Annotated in this window: 13 protein-coding genes; all 13 read right to left on the minus strand. The window is 61.7% G+C overall.

All coding sequences use genetic code 11. The annotated features are described in order from the left end of the window. Positions 1 to 23: 23 nt before the first annotated feature. The 13 genes from EEB12_RS29340 to EEB12_RS29400 all read right to left on the minus strand — a co-directional run bounded on the left by EEB12_RS29340 (position 24) and on the right by EEB12_RS29400 (position 12180). The gene (locus tag EEB12_RS29340) at positions 24 to 1448 is read right to left on the minus strand and encodes an FAD-dependent oxidoreductase (RefSeq protein WP_141489116.1); all 1425 of its coding nucleotides are present in this window, start codon (positions 1446 to 1448) and stop codon (positions 24 to 26) included. Beyond that, positions 1445 to 2485, minus strand: a complete 1041-nt coding sequence (gene gshB / locus EEB12_RS29345) for a glutathione synthase (RefSeq protein WP_141489117.1) — start codon at positions 2483 to 2485, stop codon at positions 1445 to 1447. The genes EEB12_RS29340 and gshB overlap by 4 nt, the downstream gene beginning before the upstream one ends. Then, on the minus strand, positions 2482 to 3855 hold the full coding sequence (locus tag EEB12_RS29350; RefSeq protein ID WP_141489118.1) for an aldehyde dehydrogenase family protein: 1374 nt from the start codon (positions 3853 to 3855) through the stop codon (positions 2482 to 2484). Before EEB12_RS29350 ends, gshB begins: the two co-directional genes overlap by 4 nt. Before the next feature lie 33 nt (positions 3856 to 3888). After that, a complete protein-coding gene (locus EEB12_RS29355; RefSeq protein ID WP_141489119.1) occupies positions 3889 to 4926 on the minus strand; it encodes a 2Fe-2S iron-sulfur cluster-binding protein in 1038 nt (345 codons plus the stop codon). Between the two features lie 11 nt (positions 4927 to 4937). Further along, complete coding sequence (gene isoE / locus EEB12_RS29360) at positions 4938 to 5960, minus strand: isoprene monooxygenase oxygenase subunit beta (protein WP_141489120.1); 1023 nt, start codon at positions 5958 to 5960, stop codon at positions 4938 to 4940. Then, a complete protein-coding gene (gene isoD / locus EEB12_RS29365) occupies positions 5957 to 6289 on the minus strand; it encodes an isoprene monooxygenase effector protein (protein ID WP_141489121.1) in 333 nt (110 codons plus the stop codon). Before isoD ends, isoE begins: the two co-directional genes overlap by 4 nt. Before the next feature lie 18 nt (positions 6290 to 6307). Further along, positions 6308 to 6652, minus strand: coding sequence for an isoprene monooxygenase ferredoxin (isoC, locus tag EEB12_RS29370; protein ID WP_141489122.1), 345 nt, complete (start codon positions 6650 to 6652; stop codon positions 6308 to 6310). Then, positions 6645 to 6929 carry a toluene-4-monooxygenase system B family protein gene (locus EEB12_RS29375; RefSeq protein WP_141489123.1) on the minus strand — a complete coding sequence of 95 codons (285 nt, stop codon included), beginning with the start codon at positions 6927 to 6929 and terminating at the stop codon, positions 6645 to 6647. Before EEB12_RS29375 ends, isoC begins: the two co-directional genes overlap by 8 nt. 35 nt (positions 6930 to 6964) lie before the next feature. After that, complete coding sequence (gene isoA, locus EEB12_RS29380) at positions 6965 to 8488, minus strand: isoprene monooxygenase oxygenase subunit alpha (RefSeq protein ID WP_141489124.1); 1524 nt, start codon at positions 8486 to 8488, stop codon at positions 6965 to 6967. 61 nt (positions 8489 to 8549) lie between these two features. Then, positions 8550 to 9905 carry a non-phosphorylative glyceraldehyde 3-phosphate dehydrogenase TadD gene (tadD, locus tag EEB12_RS29385; RefSeq protein WP_141489170.1) on the minus strand — a complete coding sequence of 452 codons (1356 nt, stop codon included), beginning with the start codon at positions 9903 to 9905 and terminating at the stop codon, positions 8550 to 8552. A 74-nt stretch (positions 9906 to 9979) separates the two neighbouring features. After that, positions 9980 to 10681, minus strand: a complete 702-nt coding sequence (locus EEB12_RS29390) for a glutathione S-transferase family protein (protein ID WP_141489125.1) — start codon at positions 10679 to 10681, stop codon at positions 9980 to 9982. A 34-nt stretch (positions 10682 to 10715) separates the two neighbouring features. Beyond that, positions 10716 to 11432 carry a glutathione S-transferase family protein gene (locus EEB12_RS29395; RefSeq protein WP_141489126.1) on the minus strand — a complete coding sequence of 239 codons (717 nt, stop codon included), beginning with the start codon at positions 11430 to 11432 and terminating at the stop codon, positions 10716 to 10718. A gap of 67 nt (positions 11433 to 11499) precedes the next feature. Then, positions 11500 to 12180: an SDR family oxidoreductase gene (locus EEB12_RS29400; protein ID WP_141489127.1), complete on the minus strand. Its 681-nt coding sequence runs from the start codon at positions 12178 to 12180 to the stop codon at positions 11500 to 11502. Positions 12181 to 12188 lie beyond the last annotated feature (8 nt).

Genomic DNA, 12188 nt, shown 5'->3' on the forward strand with positions numbered 1-12188 from the left:
CTGAAGCGGCGGGTGTGCGGCGCTCACAACCGATCCGACAGACGGCGGGCGGCGAGCTGAATCGCCTCCCAGACCGTCGCGAACGGCGGGGCATACGAAAGATCCATCGCCGCAAGGTCATCGACGCCCATCTCGCCCCACAGTGCCGCGGCAGCTGTGTCGATCCGTTTGGCCGACTGCATCCCGCCCACTATCTGCACACCGAGCAACCGGCGCGTTTGACGATCGGCAATGATCTTGGTAGCGATCGGCGAGCGCTCAGGCATATAGCCGCTGGCCGTGCCGCCGACCGTGACGAGCGATTGCACCTCGTACCCCGCCTCGGTTGCCTCCCGCGTGCCCAGACCGGTGCGTGCTACTTCGACATGTGTGCCTGCCGATACGAAGCGGGTGATGGCTGTGCCCAGAATGCCGGGAAACTCGTGTGATCCGCCGACGACGTTGTACCCGCAGATCCGACCCTGTTTGTTCGCATGGGTGCCCAGGGGCGCGAGGACATATTTTCCCCGAATACGTTCGATGACCTCGCAGCAGTCCCCGGCAGCCCAGACACCCTCTGCGACTTCTTGCCTATCGTTGGGCAGGTAGCCGCCGTGTTCGCCAGTGGGCAGCCCGGCGGCCACTCCGAGTTCGGTGGCTGGGCGGACGCCGAGTCCGAGAACGACAACGTCAGTGGGGTAGACCTGCCCGTTGCTTCCGGTCACCGCCCGCACGCGACCGTCGACGCTGTCGAGGCCGACAACGGTGGTGTTGGTCACGACATCGACGCCGCTGGCATGGACGGTCCCGCGCACACGCTCACTCATGTCGCTGTCGAGGCTGCTCATCAAAGCACTGCGGGTCAGGAGCGTAGTACTGAATCCGCGTTGGACCATCGCTTCGGCCATTTCCAGGCCGATGTATCCACCGCCGACCACCACAGCGCGGGGGGCGCTCGCCGCTGCACCGTGCGGAACCGGGCGTGAGACGAGATCGACCCATTGCCGGGCGTGATCGAGGCTCTTGACCGGATGCACACCCCCGATCAGCTCACCGCTCTCCGCTACTGCCCACTGCGGAATGATCGGATGAGCACCGGTGGCAAGGACTAACTTGTCGAACCGAACGACCTCCTCACCTCCGGTGTTGTGGACATACGTCACCGTGCGAGCGTCGAGGTCGATCCGCGTAGCTGTGGCGTTCATTCGCAGGTCCACCCCCATCGCGCGATGCTTCTCGGGCGTGCGAGCACTCAGTTCGTCGGTAGTGCCGACCGTCCCGGACACCAGATAGGGGATACCGCAGGCGGAGTATGACGTGTCGGATGTTTTCTCGAGTGCGATCACGTCGACGTCGCGGCCCTCCGCTTTGGCACTGCGCAGCGCCTGATGGGCCGCACTCATTCCTGCGGCGTCGGCGCCGATGACCACGATCTGCTCGCGCCGCTTCGGTGAGGCCGTCGTACTCATCGCATCTCCGTCATTTGTGTGCATCGGGCGGTCGCCCATTCGATTGTGTCGGCGGCCAGGTGGGTGCCACTGAGCGCATCGATCTCGCGGATTCCTGTTGGACTGGTTACGTTCACTTCGGTGAGCCTGTCTCCGATGATGTCGATTCCGACGAACACGAGTCCACGCCTGATGAGCTCGGGCCCGAGGGTGTTGCAGATTTCACGATCATGGGCGGTTACGGTGTCGGGCAGGACACGTGCACCCGTGGCCATGTTGCACCTGAATTCGTCGCCGCCTCCACTGTCGACGATGCGGCGGACTGATCCGATCGGTTTCCCGTCGAGGACGATCACCCGTCGGTCTCCCGCAGTCTTCGCTTCCGCGATGTACTTCTGGATGACCACGTGCTGGTAACCGCGGTCAGTGGCGGTGTCGAGGATCGAGTGCAGGTTCGGGTCATCCGGCCGTAGGAGCATGATGCCGCGTCCAGCCATACCGTCGGTAGGTTTGAGAACTGCTGCGCCCCAAGTCCGTACGGCTTCAACAAGCTCTTCTCGGTTGGCGGAGACGAGGGTGGGTGGACCGAGTTCGGGCATCTGGAGAGCGAACAGTTTCTCGTTCGCGTCGCGAAGCCCGGCAGGCGAATTGATCAGCAGTGTCTTGCTCGGATCGACCAGATCGAGGATGAAAGTGGCCCGCAGATAGTTGCTGTCGACCGGAGGGTCGGTCCGCATGAATATCGCCGCTACCTCATCGAGAAGGTATCGGCGGGCACTGCCGCAGGTGTACCAGTCGGTGTCGGCGATCCACTTGTTCTCGCTCAAGACCGCTGGGCGCAGCGTGACCTCGCGGCAATGGGCGAACGCATGCCCTTGGTCGATGCCGATCTCACCGATGGTCGTGGTCAGCACACGGTGTCCGGCCAACTGCGCGGCCTCCATCAACGCGATGGTGGTGTCGTGCGCAGGTTCGAGTGCTGTGAGTGGGTCGGTGATGAACACGAAGTCCAACCGAAACCCGGACCGCGCCTGCGCGTCGTTGAGTACCTGGCTCATGGTGTGACCTCGTTCCCTCGATGTGCCGACTCTCCAGTCCATGCGGCAGGTACCAGTCCGCTGTGCATCGCACTGCGAGGTCCCTGTTCGCGGGCGGTGACCCCGAACCGGGTGCGGTCGTCAGCCGAGTCGTCACCCCAGACTGCGGCGTAACCGTCTCGGTGGCGCCGTGAGTCGAAGACTCCGTCGAGGTCGGCGAGCGTGTTCCAGTGGACGAAGGTCAGAACCGGTCCCAACGGTTCACGCGAGTGCGCCAGCGCCGTCACCTTCGAGGTCACTTCGCCGAGGTCGACGACCGTCGTGGGCAGTCGCCAACCCATTCGATGCTGGATGTCATCGGGGATCGTTCCCCCCAGTAAGACCCGGCCGCCACCGGCAGCCAGCTGGTCGACGCGGTCGAGCGCCCGTCGCCGCAGAGGCTCAGTGGGCAGGGGAGCGGCGCGATTGTTAAACAGGGCAAGTTGGCCGAGGATGCAGGCGATGGCATTCTTGGCGACGTCCCGGTGCACGGCGACGGTGTGCAGACCGAAAGGTCCGCCGGCGTTATGGACTCGCACCGCCTCTGCGATTTCGGTGGCCATCGTCGCGAACTTGTGCTCCTCGAGTCCTGGATAGACGATCGCGGCGTTGCCGCCGCCGGACACGGTCCGCAACGGAACATGTGTCCGCTCCTCGGCTCTGCTTGCCCGGCTCAGGGTGGACTCGTTCGCTCGTACGTGCAGTGTCTGTAGCGCGGTACTGCTGATGAGCGCGGCGCCTACGTCGACGCCGGTGCCTTGCACGATATTGACCACGCCGGCGGGGAACCGCAGCTGATCGGCAATGAATGCGACCGCCGCCGGCGACAGGGGTCCACGTAGCGACGGCTTCACTACAACGGTGTGCCCGGCTGCCAAGGCGGGGAATACATTGAGCAACATTTCCGAAAACGGTGCCCCCCAAGACAGTACGTGCCCGGAGATGCAGGCGGGACCGGGGCGTGGATGCAAGACCTCCCGGGTGAGAATCACGCGGGCGATCCTCAATGTTGATTCGATCGTTGCGAGGGAATCGGCGTAGCTGAGACCCGTCTCCGTCGACTGCAGACGCGCCAGGTCGGGGGCGGCCTCGGCCAGTCGGTGTAGGAGCAGTGCCAGTAACTTCTCCCGGGTATGGAGCTCGGACCAGGGGCCCGACAGAGCCTGCCGTGCAGCCGATATTGCCCGATCGACATCGAATCGTGAAGAGAGGGGGACAACGGCAGTGATCGTGCTGTCGGAGGGGTTCCGGATCTCGTACTCGTAAGGCGCGGCCGGGAACTCCCACCTTCCGTCGATGAGGTTGCGTGCGTAATGCTCACCGGTCGGTAGTTCGATGGTTTCCAGCAACATGGTGGTTCCTTCCGGGTACGAGGGGTAGTGCGTTCAGGCAATGAAACGATCGAAGAACAGCCGGTCGGCGCAGGCTCCACGCTCACGCACCAACGCTCGCAGGGCCGCGTCGACCATTCCGGCAGGGCCGGCGAGATAGATGTCGTGCTCGCTGAGATCGGTCCAGTCCTCGGCGACGTGGTCGATCACCCGCCCCACCCGGGCAGCGGTGAACATCTGCCATCCCGAGGGTTCGTTGTCAGCGACGTTGGGATCTTCGACCGAGACGAAGACGCGGGCACCGAGTTCTCCCAACCGAGCGAGCCGATCGAGGAGAACGACGTCGCTGGCCATACGTGCACCGATGTACAAATCCACCGCCCGAGCCCCATTCTCGACGAGGAGCTCCTCGGTGATCGCGAGTATCGGCGCCAAGCCGGTGCCTCCCGCGATGCACACAGCCGGACGCTCGGACCCCAGCTGTGCGTACGCACGACCATAGGGCCCTTCGACCAGAATTTCCTCGCCAACCTGGACCTTGTCGAAGAGCCAAGCCGACGCGGCCCCACCGGGTTTGGCGCGAATAATGAACTCCACGGTGGCGGAGCCGGCACCATCGGCCGGGTGGGCCATCGAGTAAGCCCGGCGGATTCCGTCTGGTGACTCGAGGAGCATGAACTGCCCTGGCAGGAAGTTGATCGGGGTGTTGAAGTCGAGGGTGAACAGTGCGGTGTCGGGGGTCAGCGATTCCCGGCCCAGAAGCCGGGAAGTCACGCGCTCGGGCACAGCCTCTCGACTCGACGGCGGCCCGTCCACTACCGGGGCCTTGACGATGCAGTTGGCTCTCGGAACCGATTGGCACATTAGGATCCGATTGCCACGTCGTCGATCACGCTCGGAAAGACCAGCGGCATCTGGCCAAAGCGAGTTGACCTCCCCTTCCACGAGTTGGGCCCGGCAACTACCACATCCACCGCTGGCGCATTCGTAGGGCAGTGCGAGCCCGGCCCGGAGGCCAGCCCGAAGAAGTGTCTCTTCGGGTCCACACGTCACCGGTCCCTCGTATCCCCGGAAATCCACTGTGACAGCCATGGTCTCAGTTCTCAATTGGCTTCGGCTCGGAGACCGAGACGCTTGAGGGACGAGTGCCAGTCCCGGCGGACAGCGGTAGCGATCCCGTCCGCGGACGCTCCACTTGGAGTTGCGATGATCCGGGCGCCGGCCTCGATCATCTCGTGACCGCGAGCGGCCCATTCATTCACGTGGCCCTGAAGCACGTCCAGATTTCCGGGGTCGGCAGCGACGAGGAAATTGACCAAGGCTGCCGACCAACGCTGACTGCGTTGGCTGTCCCGCCAGAGGTTCTCCAGAACTAACGCGTCCAATCGCGCTCCCACACGGGCAGTTTGGCGCCCGAGTTGGACGAGGAAGAGCTGATCGGCAATCGCCATAGTCACCAAATTGATCGCGACGAATGCTCGGTCCCAATCGAATTCCACGAGTGCCCATTCGAATGCGGCTCGAATAGGCTGCCAATCGGGGTGCTCGGTCCACAGCTTCTTCTCTGCGGTGCCGAAACCGCGTTCGGGATGTGTCAGCTGAAGCTGGGTGGTGCGGTACGCGGTGAGCTGCACGCGGCGGAGTTGGTCCGCGGTTTGAAATGCGGCACAGTTGCCGACGTAGCTGCTCATCGCAAGCTGCTGAACATACGCGGACAGCATTTGCTGGCTGTGCGCGACATACCGGGTCGGGGTCATGGCCCGTAACAGCAGGGTCAGTGCTTCATCTGCAAGCTTCTCGTCGGAGCTTTCGCTGTCGAACTGGGCGATCAAGTTCTCAACGTAGGTCTCCTGATCGTCCTGATCGGCGACATAACTGCCGTAGGTGACGGTGTCGGGATCCCGGAAGGCGTCCCAGTCGTCGACCGTCAACTTCATCGAGTCCCGGTGCTCGCGCAACCACACGTTCCCGTGAACGTCGGGCCCCATTTCGAGAGGAACGGCGCCCCTGGTGTGGTTCATGTTGTGCGTGAGCACTTCGTACTCAGTGGGGCGCCGCCCGAGATTGCCGAATGCGCTCCAGGTCTTGAGTCCGCGCGAACGGGACCGTGGTGCCTTGCTGGTCATGACTTCTCCTGTCCCGAATTCTGGTAGAACCAGACGTATTCACCGGTGCGAGTCTTGAGGCGCCCCTTGAACGAGGGCATATCGATCTCGAGAGCGGCCAATTGATAACTCTGGCCGAGATGCTTTTCCAGGCTCGCTTGCGTGAGGCGGCACGCTCCGCGCGTGTGGATGCGGACGTAGTCCTCGCGATCGAGTACCAGCACGTCCTGGCCCGGGTTGTCCTCATCGATCGCATCGATCACCGCCTCGGCCAGGTTGCCGGCCCGGATGACCGGCCCCACTAGGTCGGGGGACGACTCGTCCGAGACATCCATGTCGACAATGGTCATGAGTGTGAACTCCTACGGTCAGTGATGCGCCTGGACCGGCGACTTGAGACGAACTTGGATGACTCCGTCCACAATGCGGACGTCGTGCTTGTGCAGACAGGTATCCCGAGGATTGACTCCTGCACCAGTCAGTGCGTCGAACTGCCACTCATGGGCACGGCAGGTCACGACACCGTTCTCGAATTCTCCCTCGACCAGTGAAATGCTCTGGTGTGGGCAGATTCCGTCGTAGGCGCGGACCTCGCCGTCGACCTTCAACACGAGTACTTCGTCGTCACCGAGGTCGAACGATTCCATTTCGTTGTCCCAGAGTTCATCCTCGGCGACCAGATCCACATAGTCGTTGTCGGGATCGTCAGACATCGATATTCGCCTGCTCTCGGAAGCCCACGTCGACCCATTGCAGTGGTGGGAGCGTGCGAGTGCCGAGCAGCTCGCCTAAGGTGGCATCGGGGGCCATCAACGTGCCTTCGACAAACACGTCATACCCGGGATTCACCTCTGGCTCCGGGACCCGTCGACCCACCGAATGTAATGCGACTTTTCGGGCTATCTGATTCCAGGTGTCGTCGGTGTCCACCGCGACAAGGTGCGGGACGAAGTCGTCGATGAAACGTCCGGTGATGGGAAAAGGTGCCATAATCAGTTCTCCTTGCCGATCGTGGGAATCCGAAATCAGAGTGAAATTGGTTCGCGTGCAGCGATATTCGCTATATCTGCACCAATAGACGGGATGTAGTCCTTCGCCCAGGCGTAGTCGTACACGTCGTCTCCCATCACGTCCGGCGTCAGCCCCATGTACAGGAGCCCGCCGGCGAGGTCGGCCGGGAGGACCTGGCCGTCGATAAAGCGGTCGATGAAATTCTGGTGGCCGGCGTAGCGATCAGGATCCTGCTCGAAGCACCACTTGGAGATCTCGGAATCGAAGTGGTACAGCCGGCCCTTGTACGTGAGGCTGTGATCGGCGAGATCGTGCCGAGCAAATGCCGAACCCAACGGAAGTTGGGTGAGATTGCACAGCGCCGGCAATGTGTCCGGCAGAGTGTTCTCGATCCGATCATCGTTGACGTTCTTGATGATCTCGTCCCACATCCCGCCCCAGTTCTCTTCCCAGGTGGGGTATTTCTCACGCAACCACTCGCGCTCGTCCTTGGAGACACCGGCATTCGGCTTCCAGAACAACGTCGGACGCCAGAACCACGTCCCGAGATGCATGGCGTGATGACCGTTCTCGAGCGAGTACATGAACTGGTCCCAGTACCACGGCTTCTTCAGCCCGTAGTCCTCGAGGATCCGCTCGTGGTGGTTGACGATCCACTCGAGCATGAACTCCTTGAAGCTCATCTTTCGTTGATCGAGAGGCGTGTAGTAGTCCATCGCCGGCCCGGTCAGCGTCTGGAAAAGCCGGGTGGACCGCCAGAAGGCGATATCGAGTGCCTTCTGGGCGCGGGCGGGATCGTGCTCCATCAGGATGGACAGCGTAGGGAAGCCCTGCTGCGCGTGCCTCGCTTCATCAGTCTGGATGGAAGACAGCAGGTTTGACCAATTGATGTCACCTGCGGCCATGGCATCGGCTGCCAACGCGACGAACTGCAGGTTAGTGAATCCGTGTTCGACGGTCAGGCTTGTGGCCAAGGCAGCTTCGACACAATCCGCATTGAGCATCGCATCGTCGAAGAAATTCTTCACCGCCAACACGCCCCACTCGTTGGTATGGAATGCCTTTTGTGCCCAATCGAAACGCGGATCCTGTTTGAGGAGATCATGCGAGAAACGAAGGTCGAGCTGGGTATGACGGGTCTCGTCGAGCATCCCGAAGACGCCCAAGTTGCGCCAACGGGGAGTCGGCGCAAATCGACAGAATCGGCTCTGCATCGTCACAGCCATATGCTCGACCATGCATGTCGTTCCCATATGGAGATGCGATGCGGCAACATGCGCGGGATCAAGCTTCTCGAAGATTCCGGAGCGCCCGAGAGCATTACTGACGGCGCGGACACCGGATTCCTTTTCACGCTGGATACGGACGTAATCGCGATAGGAAACCCGGAACGGTTCGTCCCATTTGTCCCAAGCCTCCTTCGGTACGTCTCCAGCGCCGCTCCAACTCGTCGGGAACGCTACCGCCGGATCGACGTAGCTCAGTTCCCAATCGAGGTCTCGTGAGGTGTCGTACCAATCGTCCCGGTTCAGTAACATGTTGTTCGCCTTCCATTGTGGCGGTATGGGCGGTTGTCTTGTGGGCGGTGCGTTTTTGCGGTCATCGTTTGACTCGCAAGACTCGGTAGTTGGTGTACTCGAGGACTCCGTGGATGGAGTGTTCGACGCCGAGACCGGACTGTTTGATGCCTCCGAACGGGACATCGGAGGACAGCATCGGATGCTGGTTGACCCAGACTGTTCCCGCTTCGACCTGCGCGGCGACCTTGGTCGCTCGCTGTTCGTCGGAGGACCACACAGAGGCACCCAGCGCCAGGTCGGAGTTGTTGGCGCGTGCGATCACATCGTCGATGTCGGTGTACGTCAGGATCGGCAGGACAGGACCGAACTGTTCCTCGCGTACCAGAGGGACGGTGTCATCGATCCCACGGACCAGGGTGACAGGGTGGAAGTAGCCGGGCCCCTCGGGTACCTCCCCGCGGAAGTAGACGTCGGCGCCGCGGTTGACCGCGTCGTCGACATAGCCGCGGACCTTGGCGAACTGAGCGGCGTTCTGGACCGGTCCCATGTCCACGCCGTCGTCGAGCCCGTTGCCTACCTTCACACCTTTGGCGACCTCGGCGAGTGCTTCTTCGATGGCGGGGGCGAGGTGCTCAGGCACATAGAGGCGTTTGAGGCCGGCGCAGACCTGGCCGCAGTTCGACATGGCACCCCAGTACAGGTCCGCAGCAATGGATTCCACGTCGACGTCGTCGAGGACGATGCCGGGATCGTTGCCACCGAGTTCGAGGGTCAGGCGCTTGAGGGTCGGGCCGGCGCCTGCCATGATCGACTTTCCCGCACGTTCGGACCCGGTGAACGTGATCTTGTCGATCCCGGTGTGTGCAGTCATCGCTCGGCCGAGATCGTCACCGCCACTGAGTACTTGGAGGACTCCCGGGGGGAGGATCTCTTGGGCCAGCTCACCCAGTCGCAAGGTGGCCACTGGGGTCAGCGGTGAGGGTTTGACGATGATTGGGTTGCCGGTGACGAGTGCCGGGCCGATCTTCCACAGGGCCAGCAGGAGGGGGTAGTTCCAGGCAGTGATGCCGCCAATCACGCCCACCGGTGCGCGATGTACCTCGATCAGCTCGTCGGAGTTGTCTCGGATGACTTCGACGGGAATATCCCAGCTCGCGTAACGTTCGAGGCTGCGCAGGCCCGATTCGATTTCGCCAGCTGCCTTCGCGACAGGCTTTCCTTGTTCGAGAGTCACCAGCCGGGCAAGTTCGCTGATGTTGGCGCGCACGTGGTCGACGAGTTCGAGGACGATGCTCTGCCTGGTGGCAAGGTCCTTGCTCGACCAGTGCCGAGCGGCGCGCCGGGCCGCAATGACTGCGGTGTCGAGGTGCTCGACACCTGCGTTGGGAACCTCTGCGAAAACTGACTCGGTAGCGGGATTAATAACTGGGATCACCGCTGTGGTGGTGGTGATCTGTCCGTCGATGGTCAATCCAGGGGTGAAGTGGGGCAATGAATCTGCGGTGATACTCATGCTTGACTTCCTTCCGGGCGGAAGAGCGTCTGAAACTGCTCCGCGCTGTATTCGTGGCTTCGGGCCTTCTCCTCGCGCGGGTCGGAGATGCGGACCTTGGCGGAGGGGCGGGCGGAAATGCGGTCTGCCCACGCTTTGACGTTGGGGTAGTCGGCGACATCGATTCCGTGTCCACCGGCCACCCGAGTCCAGGGGAAGGTCGCGATGTCTGCGATCGAGTACTCGCCGGCGAGGTACTCGCGATCAGCGAGCCGGTCGTTGAGAACACGATAGAGACGTGCCACCTCGCCCGCGTACCGATTTCGGGCGTATGGGTTGTCGATTCCCTGCTTGGGGGCGTGCGAGACGAAATGTGCGGCCTGTCCAGCCATCGGTCCATGGTTGGATACCTGCCAGAACAGCCAGCACAGCACTTCTTGTCGGTCGATCGGATCGGTTGGGAGCAGTAGGCCGGTCTTCTCTGCCAGGTAGAGCAGGATGGCACCGGATTCGAAGATCGCCAAGCGCCGGCCACCGGGACCGTCGTGGTCCACGATGGCCGGCACTTTGCTGTTCGGATTGATCTCGACGTACTCCGATTCGAACTGATCGCCCTCTCTGATGTCGGTCCAGGCGATCTGGTAGTCAAGTCCCATTTCCTCTAGTGCGATGAGCACTTTCCGAACATTGGGGCTTGTGTAGTAGTAGAGATCAATCATCGAACGATGCTCCAAGAGAGTCGATTACGGACGGTCAGATGTCGTGCTGCTTGCGAATGCGGTCCATGTAGTCCACGAGGTTCTGCTTGGACTGGACGTATCCGGTTCCGAGCCACTGCTGGGGCTGGTCGGCAATCTGCCGCAGCGTCGAGTACACCGATGCGTCGATCGAGTGGAGTTTGTCGCCGAGGAAGAAAGGTTTGTCGCCTAGGAAGTCGGACAGGGCGTCGATGTCTGCGCGGAAGAACTCATCGACGACCTCCGCACTGCGACGGCCCATGCCTTGCCCGTCGAATTCTGCGAGGATCCTGCCCCGGAATGCATCAAGACCCTCGCGCATCTCGGGAGTAACCTCGGCGCCCTGAACGATGTACGGAATGTAGGTTTCCCATCCGCTGTTCTCGCGCCAGCGCGGCTGGATTATGCCGCTCCAATAGAGGTGCTCTTCGATCAACCGGTTGAAGGCAAGTCCGAGGGCAAGCTGTTCCTTGCTCAGGTCTGCATCGAGTTTGTCGCCGTACTTGTTCTTCAGGTAGGCGATGATCGTGTTGGAGTCGCCGATCTTGGTCCCGTCACTATCGACGATGTACGGCAGCTTGCCGTGGGGAGAGTCTTGGTCGAGCGTCGCCAGATCCTGTGTCTTGTGTTCGAACTCGATACCAGCGAACGTCAGATAGTTCACTACCTTCGTCACGTACGGGCTGATGTCTGGGATCCCCCAGGCTGGAACATATCCATAGACGGTGATCATTGTGTGTGTCGTCCTTCTGTCTCGATCGGATGGATATTCACTGGTAAACGAGGTGCATATTGCGTCCTCACCACTGGAGGAAGGTTCCGTCCGAGTGCTGGAACCTGCCCGAGTTCTCGGGTGTGAGGTTGTCGATGTTCTTGATCAGCCCGGCTGCCGCCTGTTCCGGGGTGATGTAGGTGTGCTCGCCGGGGAAATCCTTCGTCAGATCGGTGGCCACCATGCCCGGATGGAGGAGGAGCACGCTGATCCCGTTCTTGGATAGGTCGTGGTGCAGATTCAGTCCGGCCATGTTGGCGGCAGCTTTGGAGATTCGGTAGCTGTACATGCCGCCAGAGGTGTTGTCTCCAAGGGATCCCACCCGGCTGGTGACGATGCCGACCTTCGCGCCCTTGTTGAGCAGCGAATTCAGCGCTTCGATCGTGCGCAGGGGGCCGAGGGTGTTGATCTCGATCTGTTTGCGGACCAGGTCGTAGTCGAGCGATCCGAGTTCGTCGAGCCACATGACGCCGGCAACATGGATCAGTGCGTCCAGCTTAATTCCGGTCTCGATGAGTCGAGCGGCAAGGGCCGCGACCGATTCCTGTGATGTGACATCGACATGCGGTTCGACGGTGATGCCATCGGCGGTGAGATCGGTGCCCTCGAACAGGCAAGCCGCGATGACGTTATCGCCGCGATCGTGCAGTTGGCGAACGATCGAATGAGCGATGCCTTTGTCCGCACCGACGACCAATACAGTGGACACTGTCCAAC

Origin of the sequence: Rhodococcus sp. WS1 (genome assembly GCF_003797745.1) — a bacterium.
Lineage (GTDB): Bacteria > Actinomycetota > Actinomycetes > Mycobacteriales > Mycobacteriaceae > Rhodococcus_F > Rhodococcus_F erythropolis.